The following is a 19,001-nucleotide window of genomic DNA, read 5'->3' on the forward strand; positions in this document are numbered from 1 at the left end:
GGAAGCGCGAGATGATGCCAAGTGCACCGTTCCCCGGCCAGCACGGTGCATTTGGCATCATCTCGGCGCCCGACCGGGTGAGGCGCCCGAGCAGGCCAGACGGGTGCTCGGGCGTCAGCCCTCGTCGCCCGAGCCGGGCGACGGCTCCTCGGCGACCATGACCTCGTTCGCGAGGCGGCCGAGCAGTCGCGCGAGCTGTTCGACGTCCTCGGCCGGCCAGGTTCGCAGCTTCGCGTGGGTCTGGCGCTGCATCCGGGAGGCCTTCTGGCCGACGCGCTCGATCGCCTGGGGCGTGGGCCGGATGATCCGGGCCCGGCCGTCCGTCGGGTCGGCCGCCCCCTCGGCGAGGCCGAGCGCCTGGAGGTGCCGGATCTGGCGGCTCACGACGCTCTTGTCGATCTCGAGCTCGGCGGCGATGGCCCCGGCGTGCATCGGCCCGCGACGCACGATCGCCGACAGGATCTTGTAGCCCACCGGTTGCAGGTCTGGATGCACGGCGGCGGCGGCCTCCTTCCACACGGCTCGCGCCCGCACGAAGAGCAGCCGGAGCTGCTCCTCGACCGAGGCGATCTCGTCGTCGGAGGCCGTGCGCGATGCGGCCGCGTCGGGGGCGGTCATGGGGCGATCCTATTGCCCGTCGGAACGTGGTCCGCGCGCGACGGATGCCTCGTCCACCACGTCGAGGGCATCGGTGGCGGGATCGTGCGCGAGACCCACCGGGGTGAGCGCGACGGATGCCGCGGCGGTGTCGATCACGGCGTCCGCAGCATCCTCGAATTCCCGGACGTGCTCCTCGTGTCGATCGGCCGGGGTCGCGGTCGCGGCATCCGCCCGCTCCTCGGCTTTCGCCCGCTGGATCGCGTTCTGGGTGCCCAGGGTCACGTTGGGGAGGAAGAGCACCGCGACGAGCGTGACGATCGCCAGCGGGACCGCGGTCAGGAACACGCTGCCCACGCCGGTGCCGTAGGCGGACTCGACGATGACCCGGAGGAACCCCGGCAGCTGGCTGATCTGGGGGATCGTGCCGCCGTCGAGCGTCCTGGCCGCCTCGAGCTGCTGCTCTGGTGAGAGCCCGCCGATTCCCGTGGCGATGTGCTCGGCCACCACGGTGCCGAGGATCGAGCCCATGACCGCGACGCCGACGGCGCCGCCGAGGCTGCGGAAGAACGTCACCGCACTGGTGGCGACGCCGAGGTTCCTCACCTCCGTCGTGTTCTGCACGATGAGCACGAGGTTCTGCATCAGCATTCCGACCCCGGCACCGAGCGCGAACATCGAGACGCCGACGTACCAGAAGTCGGTGTCGTACTCGAGTCGCGAGAGCAGGATGCTGCCGATGATCATGAGCACGCTTCCGGCGACCATGAAGCCCTTCCACCTGCCGCGCCGGCTCACGAGCGCGCCGATCACGGTGGAGGCGATGAGCAGGCCCGCCATCATGGGGATCGTGAGCAGACCGGACTCGGTCGGAGTGGCGCCGCGCGCGAGCTGCATGTACTGGCTGAGGAAGACCGCGGTGCCGAACATCGCAACCCCGACGGAGATCGAGGCGATCACGGCGAGCGTGAACGTGCGGTTCCGGAAGAGGCCGAGCGGGATGACCGGCTCCTTCACGCGGAGCTCGACCATGATCGCGATCGCGAGGAGGAGCACCGCGCCGCCCACCATGACGAGGCTCGGTACCGAGATCCACTCGAACTCGCTGCCCGCGAACGTCACCCAGAGCAGGAGGAGCGAGACGCCCGCCGAGATGAGCACGATGCCCACATAGTCGATGGAGACCTTCTGCCTCGGGCGCTTGGGCAGGTGCAGGGTGCGCTGGAGCAGCACGAGGGCGACAACGGCGATCGGCAGGGCGACGAAGAAGTTCCAGCGCCAGCCGAGGCCGTCGGTGAGGACGCCGCCGAGCAGCGGCCCACCGACGGTGGCCACCGCCATGACGGCGCCGAAGAGCCCGGCGTACTTCCCGCGTTCGCGCGGGCTGATGATGTCGGCCATGACGATCTGGCTGAGGGCCACGAGCCCGCCCGCGCCGATGCCCTGGAAGACGCGCATCGTGATGAGGGTTGCGGTGTCCTGCGAGAAGCCGGCGATCGCCGAGGCGAGCACGAACACCACGAGGGCCAGCTGCAGCAGTAGCTTGCGGTTGAACAGGTCGGCCAGCTTGCCCCACACGGGCGTCGACACGGTGGTCGCGAGCAGGGTCGCCGTGACGACCCAGGTGAAGGCCGACTGGTCGCCCTCGAGGTCGGAGATGATGACCGGGAGCGACGTGCCGACGACCGTGTTCGCGAGCATCGACACGAACATGCCGAGCAGCAGGCCCGAGAGCGCGGTGAGCACCTCCCGGTGGGTCATGCCGTTGTCGGAGAGCGCGGCGGGCGCGGAAAGCGCGGCGGGCGCGGCATCCGTCGGCTTCGGAGCGCGAACGCGGGAGGGCTTGGCCATATGACTCCAGAATTGATTGATTGGAGTCAACTATAAGGAACTAGTGGACTTACGTCAACTATCGAGGTCTCGGCAGCCCGGCCGGCGTGGGTCTGCGGACGTCGCGGCTCATCCCACCACGGCGACGGCCTCGATCTCGACCAGAGCCTCGGGCCGCCCGAGGCTCGCGACATTGAGCACGGTGACGGCGGTCGCGTGCCGGCCCCATACCCTCGCCGAGGCGGCATAGCCCGCGTTCGGGTCCTGACCGGCCGCGAGGTAGATCGCGAGCCGTACGACATTCGTCTGATCGGCCCCCGCCTCGGCGAGCACCGCGAGCACGTTCCGCAGCGCCTGCTCGGTCTGCGGGCCGAGTCCGCCCTCGACGATGGCGCCCGAGGCATCCGTGCCGTTCTGGCCGCCGACGTAGAGCGTGTCGTGGCCGCCGCGAACGAGCACCCCCTGGCTGAAGGCCGGGTTCGCAAACAGCGACGACGGGTTCAGGTGTGTGATCTCCATGCTGCGTTCCTATCCCGACCCGCCGACGCTCCGGTCGAACGCCGCCGGGGGCACTCGATCCACTCGAGTGCCCCCGGCTCAGTCGTGCGCCGTCGTCATTCGTGCTCGTGGGGGTTCGTCACGAAGTCCCCTCGCTCGCGGATGTCGTCTGCGGGTGCCGTGCTCGCCGTCCACAACGAGCCCTCGGCCGCGGCCGTGAGCACGGCCATGCCGGCGACCTCGGCGTGCTTGGCGAGGTGCCCGACGGACTTCTGGCCGATGCCGCCTCGGACTTCGAAGAGCACCGAGGCGGAGCCGAGCAGGCCATAGGCGTTGCGTGCAATACCGGGAGTCGTCGTGCTCGGATACCTCGTGATGTTCGCCCAGCCGTAGTCCTCGAGCGAGGTCAGCATGACCGACACCGCGCGCTTCGACGTCGTGATCGTCGACGCGAACTCATCGGCGATGCCGAGGCGTGCGGCCTCCTCGGTGGCGTTGGGCCACATGATCGAGCCGGTGATGAGTCGGCCGTCCTCGTCGACGTAGGACCCCTGGTGGTGGAAGTCCACGACCACCTGCGGCTGGCGTTCGTCCCAGAGCAGGCGCATGGCGACGGCCTCGTCGACCGGGTTGTTCGCGTCGAGTCCGGGCTGATACGAGTGGTCGTACGCGCTCTCCGTGTAGGAGTGGTACCGGTTGATGTCGTACCCGCGTCCGCCCTGGTAGAACGAGCAGAAGGCGGAGCAGGTCGGGTCGTAGTTCTGCCGCCACGGGGTGGTGAGACCCTGCGAGTCGACCACGTCGCCGTCGAACCCGTCGACATTGACCCGCGGCACGATCGTCACGGTGAGGGCCTCGCGAATCGCCTGCGCCTGCGTGGAGTTCCCGGCGAGCGCCCGGACGATCGAGAGCATCCCCTCGCTGACCACGTATTCGTTGCCGTGCTGGTTGGCGACGAACATGATGTCCACAGGACCGTCACCGACCGTGACGACGGGGATGTCGCGCCCGAGGTTGGACTGCAGCGGAGCGGGCGCGACATCGATCGTGCCGCCGGAGCTGCGCTCGATCGTGCGCAGCGTGTCCCAGAGCTGCTCGTATCCGTGGATCGCCTCGACGTTCTCTTCGCCGTCGTCCCAGGGCCCGCCGGGCACCGTGACCGGGTCGGCCAGCGCGGGACCGGCCAGACCCACGAGGGTCACGGCCACGAGGGATGTGCCGAGGGCTGATCCGATGGTTCGCAAACGCATACCGTCTCTCCTTCTGATGTGTCAGTGCACTGCACATGAAGGGGCGGGGGAGCGAGCGCAGGGGGCCCCGTTCGGTGCGTTCAGTCTGGCAAGCGAGTTCGAGCGAGGTCAAGGCCGACCTCAGCGGATGTCGGCGAGAAGGCGTCATCACCAGGGGGCTCCGATTTTGCGACGGATGCGGCATCCGCTACTGTGGATGGAGCCGAAGACCGCTGGTTGTCGTGCGCGCCGCAAGGCGAGCCGACCGAAGTCTTGCGAAAGCAAGTGCCCGCGCAGGTGTGACGAAGACTTCCCGATCGTTCGGGCCGAGCTCCGCGCAACTGCGCCGGAGCTCTTTTCTTTCTCCCATGAGTTTGCCCAGCGCTCCCAGGCCGTGCACCGCCTCCGCGGTGCGCGTTGAATTCACAAGGAGTGGCCATGGCGAACAAGGAAGCCTCGGTTGCCGAACTCACGAACCTGTTCGAGAGCTCGACCGCCGTTCTGCTGACCGAATACCGCGGCCTCACTGTTGCCCAGCTCAAGACGCTGCGCAAGTCCATCAGTGGGGACGCGAGCTACGCCGTGGTGAAGAACACGCTGACCAAGATCGCGGCGAACAACGCCGGCATCTCGTCGTTCGACGACGAGCTCGCCGGACCGTCGGCGATCGCGTTCGTGCACGGTGACCCGGTCGCCGTCGCGAAGGCGCTGCGTGACTTCGCCAAGGCGAACCCCCTCCTCGTGGTCAAGGGCGGCTATTTCGATGGCAAGCCCCTGACCGCCGAAGAGGTAGGCAAGCTCGCCGACCTCGAGTCCCGCGAAGTGCTGCTGGCGAAGCTCGCCGGCGCCTTCAAGGCCTCGCTGTTCGGAGCCGCATATCTGTTCAACGCACCGCTCTCGAAGGCCGTTCGCACGGTCGACGCGCTGCGTGAGAAGCAGGAGTCCGCTGCGTAGGCGCGAGCCTCTCAAGCGGTGAGTAACCAGGAAATCTAAGGAGAAGAATCATGGCGAAGCTGTCCACTGAGGAACTGCTCGAGCAGTTCAAGGGCCTGACCCTCATCGAGCTCTCGGAGTTCGTCAAGGCGTTCGAGGAGACCTTCGAGGTCACCGCGGCCGCCCCGGTCGCCGTTGCCGGCCCCGCTGCCGCAGGCGGCGGCGCCGCTGCCGAAGAGGTCGAGGAGAAGGACTCCTTCGACGTCATCCTCGAGGCTGCCGGCGACAAGAAGATCCAGGTCATCAAGGTCGTGCGCGAGCTCACCTCGCTCGGCCTCGGCGAGGCCAAGGCCGTCGTCGACGGTGCTCCCAAGGCCGTGCTCGAGGGCGCGAACAAGGAGACCGCCGACAAGGCGAAGGCTTCCCTCGAGGAGGCCGGCGCGACCGTCACCCTCAAGTAGTCGCCGCCCGCGAGAGCGGGAACGCAGCTTGAGGTGACCTGCGTCACCTGAATGAACGGATGCCCCGTGGCCGATCATCGGCCGCGGGGCATCCGTCGTATTGGGCGCGGCCGCCTTCAGCGCGGCGCAGACGTCGTGCTCGAACGCACCACCAGCCGGGTCTTGAGCGGCGTGTCGTCGTGCTCGGGGGCGCCGTCGTCGGACACCTCGCCGAGGAGGCGCATGACGCGGGCGACGGCGATCCGACCCTGCTCGCCGGGGTACTGCTCGACCGTCGTCAGCCCGAACAGCTCGGCGTACTCGTGCCCGTCGATGCCGACGATCGAGAGCTGGCTCGGCATCGCGATGCCGAGCCGCTCGGCCGCGCGCATCGCACCGAACGCGACCTCGTCGGATGCCGCGAAGATCGCGGTCGGGCGATCGCCGGGATGCCCGAGCAGTTGGAGGGCCGCCGCGTAGCCGCCCGGGAGGCTCATCTCGGCCTCGACGACGCCACCCGAATTGCCGGCCGGTGCGAGGCCCGCGGCATCCATCGACTCGAGGAATCCCGAGCGGCGGAGCCCCTGGACGCTCCGCGCCGCGGCACCCGAGCCGGCGCCCGCGAGATGCGCGATGCGCGTGTGACCGAGCTTCAGGAGATGCTCGGTGGCGAGGGATGCCGCGGCGCGATCGTCGATGGCGAGCCGTGGCGCGCCGGGCGCCGTGCCGCCGAGCGCGAGGATGGGCTTGGCTCGCCGCGTGATGACCTCGACCTCGCGTTCGGTCAGGTCGACGCCGACCGCCATCACCGCATCGACGCGCTTGCGGGCGAGGAAGAAGTCGAACACGCGGTCGCGCTCGGGTCCCGCCTGGGCGAGGTTGTAGAGGGTGAGGTCGTAGCCCGCCGAGAGCAGCGCGCGCTCGATGCCCTCGAGCACCTCGCCGAAGAACCAGCGGTTGACGAACGGGATGACGACGCCGACGTTCTTCGTGCGTCCGGTCACGAGGCTCGCGGCGTCGGGAGAGGCGATGTAGCCGATGCGCGCCGCGGCCGCCTGGACGCGTCGTCGGGTGTCCTCCGCGACGTAGCCGCGCCCGCTGAGCGCGCGTGAGGCCGTGGCTTTGGAGACGCCCGCCAGGCGTGCGACGTCGCCGATCGCTGGCATGTGCGCCTCCCTCCATCGGGCAGCTCCGTTGCCGAGTGTAATGCGAATCCCGTGCAATGTGGAACCGTTTCCCTATGTCATGAGGCATCTCGAGTCCGCGGCATCTCGCGCAGGTGAGAGCGCTCTCGCCCTGTCATTCCACGGCCCGTTCGGCCGGTGTCCGAACCGTGACCTGACATCACTTGTGAGGATCCGTGTGGTGTCCTACCGTGGACGCTGGAACCGGTTCCCGGCTTCGCCTTGCACCATACTCAACGAGGAGAAGACATGAGACTCACACGGCATCGCCGTTGGATGGCCCCGGTCGTGGGCGCCGCGGCGATCGGATTGGCACTCACGGCCTGCACCGGCGACATCGCCGACCAGGAGGCGGGCGACGTCGACTGCGCCGATTACGAGGAGTACGGCACGTTCGACGGCGCCGAGGTCACCATCGGGGGCACGATCCTCGACCTCGAGGCCGACCGGCTCGTCGAGTCGTGGTCCGACTTCGAGACCTGCACCGGCATCTCGGTCGACTACCAGGGCTCCAGCGAGTTCGAGGCGCAGATCGCGGTGCTCGCCGAGGGCGGCAACGCGCCCGACGTCGGCATCGTGCCGCAGCCCGGGTTGCTCCAGCGACTCGCCGACGGCGGCTGGCTCATCCCGGCCTCCGAGGCCGTCGAGGCCAACGTCGACGAATGGTGGTCGGAGGACTGGAAGCAGTACGGCACCTACGACGGAACGTTCTACGCCGCGCCGCTCATGGCCAGCATCAAGGGCTACGTCTGGTACTCGCCGGCCGAGTTCGACGAGAAGGGCTACGAGACTCCCGAGACGCTCGACGAGCTGAAGGACCTGTCGGAACAGATCGCGGCCGACGGTGAGCACAAGCCGTGGTGCGTGGGTCTCGAGTCGGGCGATGCCACCGGATGGCCGGGCACGGACTGGATCGAGGACTACATGCTCCGTCTGCACGGCCCCGACGTCTACGACCAGTGGGTGAACCACGAGATCCCGTTCAACGACCCGCGCGTCTTCGAGGCGTTCGAAGCCGTCGGGCAGTACCTGAAGAACGACCGCATGGTCAACGGCGGCATCGGCGACGTGTCGACGCAGATCACGGAGGCCTTCCAGACGGCCGGCCTGCCGATCCTCGACGGCGAGTGCTCGCTGCACCACCAGGCCTCGTTCTACGAGACCTTCTGGAACCCCGAGGGCGGCGATGAGAACACCGTCGCTCCCGATGGCACCGTGTGGGCGTTCCTGCTGCCGCCCGTCGAGGCCGGTGGCGGACTCAACGTGACCGGTGGCGGCGAGTTCCCCGTCGCGTTCCGCGACGCCGAAGAGGTCGAGGCGTTCCGCGCCTACCTCTCGAGCGACACCTGGGCGAACAACCGGGTGGGTCTCGGCGGCGTCATCAGCGCGAACAAGGGGCTCGACCCCGAGGTCGCGTCGAGCGAGCTGCTGACCCAGTCCATCGAGATCCTTCAGGACCCCGAGACGACGTTCCGCTTCGACGGATCCGACCTGATGCCCGGTGCCGTCGGCGCCGATTCCTTCTGGAAGGGCATCGTCTCCTGGGTGAGCGGGCAGGGCACGCAACAGGTCCTCGACACGATCGAGGCGAGCTGGCCGTCGAGCTAGTAGCGGTCGACTCGCAACAGACGGCATGATCGAGGGGCGGGGTTCGAAGACCCCGCCCCTCGGCACCCCTGATTCAACGACGAACGGGAGGCACAGATGACCACGGCCGATCTGCTCGGCAAGCTTCTGCAGGTGGTGATGGGGCTCGCGGTCTTCGCCGCGGTCGTCGGCCTCCTCATCTTCTTCATCGACAAGGCGCCGAAGAGGGGGCGCGACTACTGGCAGCTCGTCGGGTTCCTCGCACCGGCGATGATCTTCGTCGCGATCGGGCTCGTGTACCCGGCGATCCGCACGAGCATCCTCGCATTCCAGGACTCGAGCGGTGCCTTCACGTGGGACCACTTCATCTGGACGTTCACGCAGCCGACGGCGGTGCGCACGCTCATCAACACGATCATCTGGGTCGCCCTCGTTCCCACGGTGGCGACCGCGGTCGGACTCGCCTACGCGGTGTTCATCGACAAGTCGCGCGGCGAGCGCTACTACAAGGCGATCCTGTTCATGCCCATGGCGATCTCGTTCGTCGGCGCGGGCATCATCTGGAAGTTCGTCTACGAGTACCGTTCGGGCGATCGCGAGCAGATCGGCCTGCTCAACGCGATCGTCACCGGGTTCGGCGGCGATCCGGTGCAGTGGCTGCAGACCGACCCGATCAACACCTTCCTGCTGATCGTCGTCATGATCTGGATCCAGACGGGCTTCGCGATGGTCGTGCTCAGCGCGGCGATCAAGGGCATCCCCACGGAACAGATCGAGGCCGCCCAGCTCGACGGCACGAACGGCTGGCAGCGTTTCACCAACGTCACGGTGCCCGGCATCCGCGGTTCCCTCGTGGTCGTGCTCACCACGATCTCGATCGCGACGCTGAAGGTCTTCGACATCGTGCGCACGATGACGGCGGGCAACTTCAACACGAGCGTCATCGCCAACGAGATGTACACGCAGGCGTTCCGTGCGAGCGAAGTCGGCCGGGGGTCGGCGCTCGCGTTGATCCTGTTCGTGCTCGTGCTCCCGATCATCATCTACAACGTGAACGTGCTCCGTAAGCAGAGGGAGATCCGATGAGCAGCGTCGCCCCGGCAGACCTTCCCGTCGCCAAGGACCTCGGTGCGATCGAGGCCGCCGAGATCGCCACGACGAAGACCGCGCGCGTGAAGCGGCGCCTGACGTCGCGAACGGCCACGGTCGTCTCCCTCATCATCGCGGTCGCCTGGACGATTCCCACCTTCGGGCTGTTCATCTCGTCGTTCCGGCCGGCGGAGCTCATCCGCACCACCGGCTGGTGGACCATCTTCCAGAACCCCGGCTTCACGCTCGACAACTACCGCGACGTGCTGTTCTCCACGTCGCAGTCGTCGCCGCAGCTCGGCGCCTACTTCGTGAACTCCATCGCGATCGCGTTGCTCGGCACGCTCATCCCGCTGGTGTTCGCGTCGATGGCCGCCTACGCGTTCGCGTGGATCAAGTTCAAGGGCGCGAACGTGCTGTTCATCTTCGTGTTCGCCCTGCAGATCATTCCGCTGCAGATGGCGCTGGTGCCGCTGCTGCAGATCTTCTCGACGTGGTTGCGGCCCATGCAGGCGTGGCTGCACGACGTGATCCCGATCATCCCCGAGCAGAACTACGCGCCCGTGTGGCTGGCCCACGCCATGTTCGGTCTGCCGCTCGCCATCTTCCTGCTGCACAACTTCATCTCGGAGATCCCGAACGATGTCGTGGAAGCGGCGCGGGTCGACGGCGCGACCCACGGGCAGATCTTCTTCCGCATCGTGCTGCCGCTCGCCGTTCCGGCCATCGCATCGTTCGCGATCTTCCAGTTCCTCTGGGTCTGGAACGACCTGCTCGTCGCCCTGATCTTCTCGGGCGGCACGCAAGACGTGGCTCCGTTGACGCAGCGATTGGCCGAGCTCACCGGTACGAGGGGCCAGGACTGGCAACGCCTGACGGCTGCCGCGTTCGTGTCGCTCGTCATTCCGCTCATCGTGTTCTTCAGCCTGCAGCGCTACTTCGTGCGCGGCCTCCTCGCGGGGTCGACGAAGGGGTAGCGCCGGCCTGGGAGCGGGCAGGGGGAGAGGGATGCCACGAGCCGACGCTCGTGGCATCCGCTCTGCCTCCCAGCCGCAGCCGTGACCTGCGACGGGGCGCGGGTCCACCGTCGCAACCGAACACGGACCCGACCTCGCCGTCTGTCGCCGAGTTCGGAGGTCGAGCCCACGTGGCCCACGCGTCGGGCCCGTCCGGCGACGGCCGCGGCTACGAGGGTCGGGTCGGACTGCCGAACCTCGACCCGTCGGCGGCGGGGAGCGGCAAGCTCGTGGCGACCTGCCTCATCGTCACCGGAGGCTGACCGCCGCAGCATCGGCGTGACGCACATGGCGTGTCAGCGATCACTCGCTGTGGTGGATCCTTCCCTCACGACGCGCTCGTGCGACAAGCACGACACCGCCACACCTTGACCCGGTCGCGCTGAACTCGTACATTAGCGTTCGAGTAAAGGAGAGGCGTGGCGCACCGCATCCACCCGAGCCGAGATGCCGACGCCGGTATCGAGGAGCAGGCATGACCGTCACCGACGCCGCCGGTCCCCAGCTGGGCATTCGGATGCTTCGACGCTGGCCCACCGCGTTCGGGCTCGTCTTCGGGGCATCCCTCGTCGTCGCGTACTGGTTCGGATTCGCCGACACCGAACGCATGTCCCAGGTCCTCATTGCTGCCGGCCTCGTCTACCTGGGATCGGCGGCCCTCCGCCTGCGGACCGCGGCCTGGCCCGTGTTCGCCGCGACGGTCGTGCTGATCACGACCGGATTCCTCGTGCCGTCGTTCGACCCGTTCTGGTGGATGCTCGGCATCGCCGGCCTGCTGGTCGTCGTCGGGCTGGTGCGCGGTGCGCTGCGGCCGCCGTGGGGCATGCCGCTCGCGTTCGGCGCGATGGCGCTGATCGTCGTCGTCGCCCTCGCGGCATCCAGACTCGACGGGCCGTGGGCGGCTCTGCTCGTGGCCGGGGGGCTCCTGGCGCACGCCGTGTGGGATGTGGTCCACCACCGCACCGGGCGCGTCGTCGTGCGATCGATGGCCGAGTTCTGCGCCGTGCTCGACACGCTCCTGGCGTTCGGGATCGTCGCCGTGACCTTCCTGGGGTAGGGGTTGGCGATGACCGAGTCGCACCACTCGGAACCGGTGATCCGGGCGGCGAGATCGACGGATGTCCCCGCGATCGCGCGGATCTGGCGTGACGGGTGGGCCGACGGTCACGCGGGCCACGTCCCCGAGGAGCTGTATCGGCACCGGACCGCCGACACGTATCCGGCGCGGGTGCGCGATCGCCTCGACCGGACATGGCTGGCCGAACGCGACGGGATCATCACGGGTTTCGTCGTGGTCGTCGGCGACGAGGTCGAGCAGGTCTACGTCGATGCGGCCGCGCGCGGCACCGGCGTGGCGGCGATGCTGCTCGAGCACGCCGAGCGGGTGGTGGCTGGCGCCGGGCACCAGCTGGCGTGGCTCGCCGTCGTCGCGGGCAACGCGCGAGCGCGGGCGTTCTACGAACGCTCGGGATGGCGCGACACGGGCCTACTCGACTACGAGGCCGAGACCGCCACGGGGTTCGTGATCGTGCCGTGCCGCCGCTACGAGAAGGTGCTCGCCGAGACGGATGCCGCGCCGCGGCGTGCGTAGGGTGCGCGCCCGTGCCCGTGCCCGTGCCCGTGCCGCACGCACGCTCGCCGAGTGCGAGTTGTTGCCATCTGCACCGCTGGCATCGTGTTGCGGTGCATCCGGCATCAACTCGTCCGGGCCACCCCGAACACGTGGACAGCACACCGCCGGGACGCCCGCCCGCGCAGGCGGCGGGCGCCCGACCGGACGCCCGCCACTCGACCCCTGCGGTGCGGATCAGTTCAGATCGCGTGCCCCGCCTCGACGCCGCCGCCGCGCGATGAGGAGTGCGCCGCCGCCCAGGCCGAGCAGCACGACCGCTCCCGTGACGAGTGCGGCGACGCCGTCGACGCCGGTCGCCGCGAGCTTGGCGGGCGTGGGTGCGAACGGCGGCTCCTCCCACGGACCGGTCGTCCAGACGCCGTCGACCCACGCCGTGTACACGCGATTCGCGGGCAGCTTCGACACCGACACCCGCGCGGTCCCGTCGGCGTCGGCCGTCACGGTGTGGGTGCCGCCCGGCATCAGCGGGAACGCCGCGGTCGGTGACCTTCACGCTGTACCGCACCCCGGCGACGAGCGCCACCGCGCGGCCGAGTATCGTGTTTGAGAGGTGGGGTGACGCATGGTGCACTACCTTCGGGCACGGTGGAATCCGAGCGTCCCTCAACCTGGGCCGTCACGCCCTGCGCGAACGTCCCCGGTTCGGGCCGGCGAGCGCGGCGGGCGCGTCACCCGCGCCGCTTAGGGTGAAGGCATGAGCATGCACGGTGGTGGGGGGATGCCGCCGCCAGGGGCCAGGCCCGGCGGCGCGCGCGGCGGCGGTCCACGGGGTCGCATCTCCAGCGCCGACATCGAGGCCCAGCGCGCCGAGAACGCCGAGGCGCCGAAGATTCCTCACCTGCTCCGTCGCATCGTCGAGCTGTTCGCGCCGCACAAGGCGGCCCTCGTCACCACCGTCGTGCTCGTGCTCGTGGGCGCCGCGCTCAGCGTCATCCCGCCGCTGCTCACCCAGCGCGCGTTCGATGACGGCCTGTTCCCGGCCGGGCCCGACGGTGTGCCGACGGGTCCGAACCTCCCGGTGCTCGGCACGGTCGTCGCGGCCATGATCCTCGTCTTCGTGGCATCCGCCCTGCTCGGCGTCTGGCAGACGTGGCTCACCGCGACCATCGGCAACAAGGTCATGGGTGCCCTGCGGGTTCGTCTCTTCACGCACCTGCAGGCGATGGAGCTCAGCTTCTTCACGCGCACGAAGACCGGCGTCATCCAGTCGCGCCTGCAGAACGACGTGGGCGGCGTGGCATCCGTGCTCACCAACACCGTCTCGAGCGTGCTCGGCAACACCGTCACCGTGCTCGCGGCGTTCGTCGCGATGCTCCTCCTCAACTGGCAGCTCACGATCATCGCGCTCGTGCTGATGCCCTTCATGGTCATCGCGCAGCGGCGCGTGGGGCAGGTGCGCGCGCGCATCGCCGCGAAGACGCAGGAGTCGCTTTCGGAGATGACGGCGATCACGCAGGAGACCCTGTCGGTGAGCGGCATCCTGCTCTCGAAGAGCTTCACCCGCCAGCGCAGCGAGATCGAGCGCTACGCCGACGAGAACCGCAACCAGATCCGGCTGCAGGTGAAGCAGCAGATGACCGGCCAGTGGTTCTTCGCCATGGTGTCGATCTTCATGTCGTCGATCCCCGCCATCGTCTATCTCGTGGCGGGGTGGCTCATCGGCGGCGGCGGCGCCGACATCACGGCCGGCACGATCGTGGCGTTCACCACCGTGCAGGCGCGGCTGCTCTTCCCGCTGATGGGGCTCATGCGCGTCGCGCTCGACCTGCAGACCTCGAGCGCCCTGTTCGCGCGGATCTTCGAGTACCTCGACCTGAAACCGGCGATCACGGATGCCCCCGGCGCCCGCCCGGTGCGTGAGCGTGTCGACGGGACATCCGCGTCCGCCCTCGGCCGTGTCGAGTTCGAGGACGTGACCTTCCGCTACCCCGACGCCGACGGCGACTCGCGGCCGACGCTCGACGGCGTGAGCTTCACGATCGAGCCCGGCCAGTACGCCGCCTTCGTGGGGCCCTCCGGAGCCGGCAAGACGACGGTGTCATACCTGGTGCCGCGGCTCTACGAGGCGTCGGGCGGCGTCGTGCGGTTCGCGGGCGACGACGTGCGGGAGCTCCAGCAGGAGTCGCTCATCTCGCACATCGGCATCGTCAGCCAGGAGACGTACCTCTTCCATGCGTCGATCGCCGAGAACCTGCGATATGCGAAGCCGGATGCCACCGACGCCGAGCTCGAGGCCGCGGCGCGTGCGGCGAACATCCACGAGACCATCGCGTCGTTCCCCGATGGGTACGACACCGTGGTGGGGGAGCGCGGCTATCGACTCTCCGGCGGCGAGAAGCAGCGCATCGCCATCGCGCGGGTGCTGCTCAAGGACCCCGCGGTGCTCGTGCTCGACGAGGCGACGAGCGCGCTCGACACCATCAGCGAGCGGGTCGTGCAGCAGGCGCTCGACGACGCGTCGCGCGGGCGCACCACCATCGCCATCGCACACCGACTGTCGACGGTGGTCGGCGCCGACGTGATCTTCGTGATCGTCGGCGGGCGCATCGTCGAGCAGGGCACGCACGCCGACCTCATCAACGCCGGTGGCGTGTACGCGTCGCTGTACCGGCAGCAGGAGGAGCGCCCGGAGGTGCCCGCAAGCCCGCTCTAGCGTGCTGGGTTGCCCGAACGCCATGCCGCGCTCGGCGGCTGCAGGGGGCGGCGGGGGGTCGGGTCGTCGTAGTCTGCGGGTCATGACCGATGTGGCCGCGCTCCGGGAGTCACTCGACGGCGAGGTGTTCAACCCCGACTCGCCCGGGTATGAAGAGGTGCGACGCCCGGTCAATCCCAACTACGCGGATGCGCATCCGCAGCTCCTAATCGGGTGCCGCTCGACTTCGGACGTCGTTCGCGCCCTCGGTCACGCGAGAGCCACCGGAATGCGCATCGTGCCGCGCGGCGGCGGCCACTGCTTCGCGGGGCGATCGAGCACCGACGGGATCGTGCTCGACCTGGCTCCGATGGACGCCATCGTCGTGGACGACGACGGCGTCGCCACGGTCGGGGCCGGCGCGCGACTGGCGCAGGTGTACTCCGCGTTGCATGAGCACGGGCGGACCATTCCGGCCGGCTGCGGAGCGACGGTCGGGATCGCGGGTCTCACGCTCGGCGGCGGGATCGGCCTGCTCGGTCGCACCCACGGTCTCACGTGCGACCGCCTGGTCGGCGCCCGGGTCGTGCTCGCGGACGGGCGCGTCTTGGATTGCGACCGCGACCACGAGCCCGACCTCTTCTGGGCGCTCCGCGGGGCAGGTGGCGGCCAGTTCGGGGTGGTCACCTCGCTGCGCTTCGAGACCGTGGAGGAACCGATGTCCATCCGGTTCGAGGGCCTATGGCCGGACACCGAACCCGAGGACGTGGTCGCGGCATGGCAGGAATGGGCGCCGGATGCTCCCGCCGGCATCACCGCGAACCTGAGCGTCGTGGCAGAACCCGGCCGGCCCATCGAGGTCGCGCTCCTCGGCGCCTCGCTGCTGGGTGAAACAGCGACGCGTGACGTGCTCGACGAGTTCAGCGCCGCCGCGGGTGTCGCCCGCGTGAGCGACGTCCACAGCCCTCAGCCCTACTCGGCGCTGAAGGACGCCCTCGCCCGCCAGGACCCCGGGGAGGACGGCGCGGTCGGGCTCCGCATCAGGTCGGAGTTCTTCTCCCGCTCGATGCGGTCGAGCACCATCGCGAGCCTGCTGGCCGAGCTCCAGGACGACGCGAGCGTCGCGCGACGACAGCTCAACTTCACGGCAATGGGTGGCGCCTACAACCGGGTCGCCGAGGACGCGACGGCCTTCGCCCATCGCGACGAGCGCTTCCTGCTCGAGCACATCGAGGCGGCCCCGGGCGCGTGGGTCGACCGCTCCTGGGCGATCGCGCATGCCGACGGATCGGGGGGCGTGTATCCCAACTTCCCAGACCCGCGACTGGGCGACTGGTCCACGGCCTACCACGGCGGCAACCATGACCGGCTGGCGGCGATCAAGCGCGACTACGATCCCGAGCGGTTCTTCGACTTCCCGCAGGCGGTCTAGAAGACGCGTCACACGCGGCGAGTACCGTGCACCGGCGCACGTTTGCGCCGGAACGGGCTCCGTGCGGCGGCATCGGCCGGTATGCAGCATCTGCGACGACGGCCGAGGTCGTCGAACGTGCTGCATCCCCGAATCGTCGCGCCTGCGGCATCCGCGCGACTAGGCTTGGCGCGTGAACCCTTGCATGTTGTGTTGTCGTCGCTGAGACGGGCGACCCCTTTTCCAGCGTCGCGCACCGCATCCGGCGCCCAAGACGCACTGACACGAGGAACGAACACGGCATGAAGTACGCAGAGACCATCGTCGATCTCGTCGGCAACACCCCGCTCGTCAAGCTGCACAAGGTCACCGAGGGGGTGACGGATGCCACGGTGCTGGTGAAGCTCGAGTACCTGAACCCCGGCGGCTCCTCGAAGGACCGAATCGCGGGGCGCATCATCGATGCGGCCGAGGCGGAGGGCAAGCTCAAGCCGGGCGGCACCATCGTGGAACCCACGTCGGGCAACACCGGCGTCGGGCTCGCGCTCGTCGCCCAGCAGCGCGGTTATCGCTGCATCTTCGTGTGCCCCGACAAGGTCGGCGAGGACAAGCGCAACGTGCTCACCGCGTACGGCGCCGAGGTCGTCGTGACGCCGACCGCCGTGGCCCCCGACAGCCCCGAGTCGTACTACGGAGTATCCGACCGCCTCGCCCGCGAGATCCCGGGCGCCTACAAGCCCGACCAGTACTCCAACCCCAACGGCCCGCGCTCGCACTACGAGACCACCGGCCCCGAGATCTGGCGCGACACCGAGGGCAAAATCACGCACTTCGTCGCCGGCGTCGGCACCGGGGGCACCATCACGGGCACCGGCCGGTACCTCCGCGAGGTGTCGGGCGATCGGGTGCGCATCATCGGCGCCGACCCCGAGGGCTCGGTCTACTCCGGCGGCACCGGCCGACCCTACCTCGTCGAGGGCGTGGGCGAGGACTTCTGGCCGACGGCCTACGACCCGTCGGTGCCGCACGAGGTCATCGCGGTGAGCGACGCCGAGTCGTTCGCGATGACCCGGCGACTGGCCCGCGAGGAGGGCATCCTCGTCGGCGGGTCGAGCGGCATGGCCGTGGTCGCGGCGCTCAAGGCCGCGGCATCCGCGGGCCCCGACGACGTGTTCGTGGTGCTGCTGCCCGACGGCGGCCGGGGCTACCTCGGCAAGATCTTCAACGACAAGTGGATGCGCGCCTACGGCTTCTCGAACGCCCCCGAGGGCGACACCGTCGCCGAGCTGCTCGCCGCCAAGGCCGACCGTACGCCGCCGCTGCTCTACGTGCGCCCGAACGACACGATCCGCGACGCCATCGACACCATGACGAACGCGGGCGTGTCGCAGCTGCTCGTGCTCACCACCGAGCCGCCGGTCGTGCTCGGCGAGGTCGTCGGCGCACTGCACGAGGAGGAGCTCCTCGACCTCGTGTTCTCGGGCAGGGCGAAGCTCACCGACAAGGTCACCACCGTCATCGGCGAGCCGCTGCCCCAGATCGGCGTGAACGAGCCCGTGGCATCGGCGCGCGCGGCGTTCGCGACCGCGCCCGCGATGCTCGTGACGGGCGGCGGCAAGGCGCTCGGCGTCATCAGCCGCTCCGACCTGCTCAGCTACCTCTCGGCCTGACGGCCGACTCGCTCCTCGCACCGGAAGGCCACCATGCACGACGACGCACGCTTCGACACCCGCGCCATCCACGCGGGGCAGGAGTTCGACCCGACCACCGGCGCGGTCATCCCGCCGATCTACCAGACCTCGACGTTCGTGCAGGACGGCATCGGCGGCCTGCGCGGCGGCTACGAGTACTCCCGCGCCGGCAACCCCACGCGCACCGCGCTCGAGACGCAGCTCGCGGCGCTCGAGGGCGGCATCCGCGGCCTCTCGTTCGCGTCCGGCCTCGCCGCCGAGGACGCCCTGCTGCGCACCGTGCTCGCGCCCGGCGACCACGTCGTGATCGGCAACGACGTCTACGGGGGCACGCACCGGCTCGTGCGTCGCATTCACGGGGCCTGGGGAATCCGTCACACCACGGTGGACACGAGCGACATCGGTGCCGTGCGCGACGCGATCGAGCTGGGCACCACCAAGGTGCTCTGGGTGGAGACGCCGTCGAATCCGCTCATGAAGATCTCCGACATCGCGGCGCTCGCCGAGCTCGGCGACGAGGCCGGCGTGCTCGTCGTCGTCGACAACACGTTCGCCTCGCCCGCGCTGCAGCAGCCGCTCGCGCTCGGCGCCGCGGTGGTCGTGCACTCGACGACGAAGTACCTCGGCGGACACTCCGACGTGGTCGGCGGTGGCCTCGTGTTCGCGGCCGGGCAGGAGGAGCTCGCCGAGCGCGTCACGTTCACGCAGTTCGCGGCGGGCGCGATCTCGGGTCCGTTCGACGCCTTCCTCACGTCGCGCGGCATCAAGACCCTCGGCATCCGGATGCAGCGGCACAGCCAGAACGCCCTGGCCATCGCGCGCCGCCTCGACGAGCACCCGGCCGTCGAGCGCGTGTACTACCCGGGGCTGGAGTCGCACCCCGGACACGAGCTCGCCGGGCGCCAGATGTCGGGATTCGGCGGCATGCTCTCGATCGCGTTCGCCGGGGGCGCGCCGGCCGCCAGGCGGTTCGCCCAGTCGACCTCGCTGTTCCAGCTCGCCGAGTCGCTCGGCGGCGTCGAGTCGCTCGTGAACTATCCGTCGGAGATGACCCACGCGTCGGTGAAGGGCACCGAGGCGGAGGTGCCCGATTCGATCGTGCGACTGTCGGTGGGCATCGAGGACGTCGACGACCTCCTCGACGACATCGACCAGACGCTCGTGCGCATCGCGGGTTGAGGAGGCCGCGCCGCGCCGCGGGTTGAGGAGTGCGCGCCTCCTCGACCCGCCG

Annotated in this window: 18 protein-coding genes; 12 read left to right on the forward strand and 6 right to left on the reverse strand. The window is 69.3% G+C overall.

What is annotated here, in order from left to right; translation table 11 throughout:
* Positions 1–114: 114 nt before the first annotated feature.
* The 4 genes from EZM51_RS15850 to EZM51_RS15865 all read right to left on the reverse strand — a co-directional run bounded on the left by EZM51_RS15850 (position 115) and on the right by EZM51_RS15865 (position 4,175).
* Positions 115–618 carry a MarR family winged helix-turn-helix transcriptional regulator gene (locus tag EZM51_RS15850; RefSeq protein ID WP_136709277.1) on the reverse strand — a complete coding sequence of 168 codons (504 nt, stop codon included), beginning with the start codon at positions 616–618 and terminating at the stop codon, positions 115–117.
* A 9-nt stretch (positions 619–627) separates the two neighbouring features.
* Entirely contained in the window at positions 628–2,358 is a 1,731-nt protein-coding gene (locus EZM51_RS15855) for an MDR family MFS transporter (RefSeq protein ID WP_136709336.1), read from the reverse strand.
* Between the two features lie 198 nt (positions 2,359–2,556).
* On the reverse strand, positions 2,557–2,946 hold the full coding sequence (locus EZM51_RS15860) for a RidA family protein (protein WP_136709278.1): 390 nt from the start codon (positions 2,944–2,946) through the stop codon (positions 2,557–2,559).
* A 95-nt stretch (positions 2,947–3,041) separates the two neighbouring features.
* Positions 3,042–4,175 (reverse strand): M14 family zinc carboxypeptidase, encoded by a 1,134-nt coding sequence (locus EZM51_RS15865; protein WP_136709279.1) that lies wholly within the window; start codon positions 4,173–4,175, stop codon positions 3,042–3,044.
* A 417-nt stretch (positions 4,176–4,592) separates the two neighbouring features.
* Here EZM51_RS15865 and rplJ point away from each other — a divergent pair, with 417 nt between their 5' ends.
* A complete protein-coding gene (gene rplJ, locus EZM51_RS15870) occupies positions 4,593–5,108 on the forward strand; it encodes a 50S ribosomal protein L10 (RefSeq protein WP_136709337.1) in 516 nt (171 codons plus the stop codon).
* Between the two features lie 50 nt (positions 5,109–5,158).
* Positions 5,159–5,548 (forward strand): 50S ribosomal protein L7/L12, encoded by a 390-nt coding sequence (rplL, locus tag EZM51_RS15875; RefSeq protein WP_067947898.1) that lies wholly within the window; start codon positions 5,159–5,161, stop codon positions 5,546–5,548.
* Between the two features lie 116 nt (positions 5,549–5,664).
* On the opposite strand, the gene EZM51_RS15880 is transcribed toward rplL, so the two are convergent.
* Entirely contained in the window at positions 5,665–6,693 is a 1,029-nt protein-coding gene (locus tag EZM51_RS15880) for a LacI family DNA-binding transcriptional regulator (RefSeq protein ID WP_136709280.1), read from the reverse strand.
* 267 nt (positions 6,694–6,960) lie between these two features.
* Here EZM51_RS15880 and EZM51_RS15885 point away from each other — a divergent pair, with 267 nt between their 5' ends.
* The 6 genes from EZM51_RS15885 to EZM51_RS15905 all read left to right on the forward strand — a co-directional run bounded on the left by EZM51_RS15885 (position 6,961) and on the right by EZM51_RS15905 (position 11,994).
* The gene (locus EZM51_RS15885; RefSeq protein WP_136709281.1) at positions 6,961–8,319 is read left to right on the forward strand and encodes an ABC transporter substrate-binding protein; all 1,359 of its coding nucleotides are present in this window, start codon (positions 6,961–6,963) and stop codon (positions 8,317–8,319) included.
* Between the two features lie 96 nt (positions 8,320–8,415).
* Positions 8,416–9,384 (forward strand): sugar ABC transporter permease, encoded by a 969-nt coding sequence (locus tag EZM51_RS15890; RefSeq protein WP_136709282.1) that lies wholly within the window; start codon positions 8,416–8,418, stop codon positions 9,382–9,384.
* Positions 9,381–10,364 (forward strand): carbohydrate ABC transporter permease, encoded by a 984-nt coding sequence (locus EZM51_RS15895; protein ID WP_136709283.1) that lies wholly within the window; start codon positions 9,381–9,383, stop codon positions 10,362–10,364. Before EZM51_RS15890 ends, EZM51_RS15895 begins: the two co-directional genes overlap by 4 nt.
* Before the next feature lie 170 nt (positions 10,365–10,534).
* The gene (locus tag EZM51_RS21255) at positions 10,535–10,666 is read left to right on the forward strand and encodes a hypothetical protein (RefSeq protein ID WP_282568151.1); all 132 of its coding nucleotides are present in this window, start codon (positions 10,535–10,537) and stop codon (positions 10,664–10,666) included.
* Between the two features lie 212 nt (positions 10,667–10,878).
* Positions 10,879–11,460: a hypothetical protein gene (locus EZM51_RS15900; protein WP_136709284.1), complete on the forward strand. Its 582-nt coding sequence runs from the start codon at positions 10,879–10,881 to the stop codon at positions 11,458–11,460.
* A 9-nt stretch (positions 11,461–11,469) separates the two neighbouring features.
* The gene (locus EZM51_RS15905) at positions 11,470–11,994 is read left to right on the forward strand and encodes a GNAT family N-acetyltransferase (protein WP_136709285.1); all 525 of its coding nucleotides are present in this window, start codon (positions 11,470–11,472) and stop codon (positions 11,992–11,994) included.
* A gap of 216 nt (positions 11,995–12,210) precedes the next feature.
* Here the strand turns inward: EZM51_RS15905 and EZM51_RS15910 are convergent, their stop codons facing one another.
* A complete protein-coding gene (locus tag EZM51_RS15910; RefSeq protein WP_136709286.1) occupies positions 12,211–12,498 on the reverse strand; it encodes an LPXTG cell wall anchor domain-containing protein in 288 nt (95 codons plus the stop codon).
* 238 nt (positions 12,499–12,736) lie between these two features.
* Here EZM51_RS15910 and EZM51_RS15915 point away from each other — a divergent pair, with 238 nt between their 5' ends.
* The 4 genes from EZM51_RS15915 to EZM51_RS15930 all read left to right on the forward strand — a co-directional run bounded on the left by EZM51_RS15915 (position 12,737) and on the right by EZM51_RS15930 (position 18,949).
* Positions 12,737–14,689 carry an ABC transporter ATP-binding protein gene (locus EZM51_RS15915; RefSeq protein ID WP_248305706.1) on the forward strand — a complete coding sequence of 651 codons (1,953 nt, stop codon included), beginning with the start codon at positions 12,737–12,739 and terminating at the stop codon, positions 14,687–14,689.
* Positions 14,690–14,771: 82 nt separating this feature from the next.
* On the forward strand, positions 14,772–16,100 hold the full coding sequence (locus EZM51_RS15920) for an FAD-binding oxidoreductase (protein ID WP_136709288.1): 1,329 nt from the start codon (positions 14,772–14,774) through the stop codon (positions 16,098–16,100).
* Between the two features lie 281 nt (positions 16,101–16,381).
* On the forward strand, positions 16,382–17,749 hold the full coding sequence (locus EZM51_RS15925; RefSeq protein WP_136709289.1) for a cystathionine beta-synthase: 1,368 nt from the start codon (positions 16,382–16,384) through the stop codon (positions 17,747–17,749).
* Positions 17,750–17,782: 33 nt separating this feature from the next.
* Positions 17,783–18,949: a cystathionine gamma-synthase gene (locus EZM51_RS15930; RefSeq protein WP_136709290.1), complete on the forward strand. Its 1,167-nt coding sequence runs from the start codon at positions 17,783–17,785 to the stop codon at positions 18,947–18,949.
* Positions 18,950–19,001 lie beyond the last annotated feature (52 nt).

The organism is Agromyces sp. H66 (assembly GCF_004959775.1).
In the GTDB taxonomy this organism is placed as follows: Bacteria; Actinomycetota; Actinomycetes; order Actinomycetales; family Microbacteriaceae; genus Agromyces.

What these genes read in the sequence shown, in the direction of transcription:
- EZM51_RS15855 (WP_136709336.1), bottom strand. Translation starts at nt 2,358, where the DNA reads ATGACCCACCGGGAGGTGCTCACCGCGCTCTCGGGCCTGCTGCTCGGC.
- EZM51_RS15880 (WP_136709280.1), bottom strand. Translation starts at nt 6,693, where the DNA reads ATGCCAGCGATCGGCGACGTCGCACGCCTGGCGGGCGTCTCCAAAGCC.
- EZM51_RS15910 (WP_136709286.1), bottom strand. Translation starts at nt 12,498, where the DNA reads ATGCCGGGCGGCACCCACACCGTGACGGCCGACGCCGACGGGACCGCG.
- EZM51_RS15850 (WP_136709277.1), bottom strand. Translation starts at nt 618, where the DNA reads ATGACCGCCCCCGACGCGGCCGCATCGCGCACGGCCTCCGACGACGAG.
- rplL (WP_067947898.1), top strand. Translation starts at nt 5,159, where the DNA reads ATGGCGAAGCTGTCCACTGAGGAACTGCTCGAGCAGTTCAAGGGCCTG.
- EZM51_RS15865 (WP_136709279.1), bottom strand. Translation starts at nt 4,175, where the DNA reads ATGCGTTTGCGAACCATCGGATCAGCCCTCGGCACATCCCTCGTGGCC.
- EZM51_RS15860 (WP_136709278.1), bottom strand. Translation starts at nt 2,946, where the DNA reads ATGGAGATCACACACCTGAACCCGTCGTCGCTGTTTGCGAACCCGGCC.
- EZM51_RS15890 (WP_136709282.1), top strand. Translation starts at nt 8,416, where the DNA reads ATGACCACGGCCGATCTGCTCGGCAAGCTTCTGCAGGTGGTGATGGGG.
- EZM51_RS15885 (WP_136709281.1), top strand. Translation starts at nt 6,961, where the DNA reads ATGAGACTCACACGGCATCGCCGTTGGATGGCCCCGGTCGTGGGCGCC.
- EZM51_RS15925 (WP_136709289.1), top strand. Translation starts at nt 16,382, where the DNA reads ATGAAGTACGCAGAGACCATCGTCGATCTCGTCGGCAACACCCCGCTC.
- EZM51_RS15905 (WP_136709285.1), top strand. Translation starts at nt 11,470, where the DNA reads ATGACCGAGTCGCACCACTCGGAACCGGTGATCCGGGCGGCGAGATCG.
- EZM51_RS15930 (WP_136709290.1), top strand. Translation starts at nt 17,783, where the DNA reads ATGCACGACGACGCACGCTTCGACACCCGCGCCATCCACGCGGGGCAG.
- EZM51_RS15920 (WP_136709288.1), top strand. Translation starts at nt 14,772, where the DNA reads ATGACCGATGTGGCCGCGCTCCGGGAGTCACTCGACGGCGAGGTGTTC.
- rplJ (WP_136709337.1), top strand. Translation starts at nt 4,593, where the DNA reads ATGGCGAACAAGGAAGCCTCGGTTGCCGAACTCACGAACCTGTTCGAG.
- EZM51_RS15895 (WP_136709283.1), top strand. Translation starts at nt 9,381, where the DNA reads ATGAGCAGCGTCGCCCCGGCAGACCTTCCCGTCGCCAAGGACCTCGGT.
- EZM51_RS15900 (WP_136709284.1), top strand. Translation starts at nt 10,879, where the DNA reads ATGACCGTCACCGACGCCGCCGGTCCCCAGCTGGGCATTCGGATGCTT.
- EZM51_RS15915 (WP_248305706.1), top strand. Translation starts at nt 12,737, where the DNA reads ATGCACGGTGGTGGGGGGATGCCGCCGCCAGGGGCCAGGCCCGGCGGC.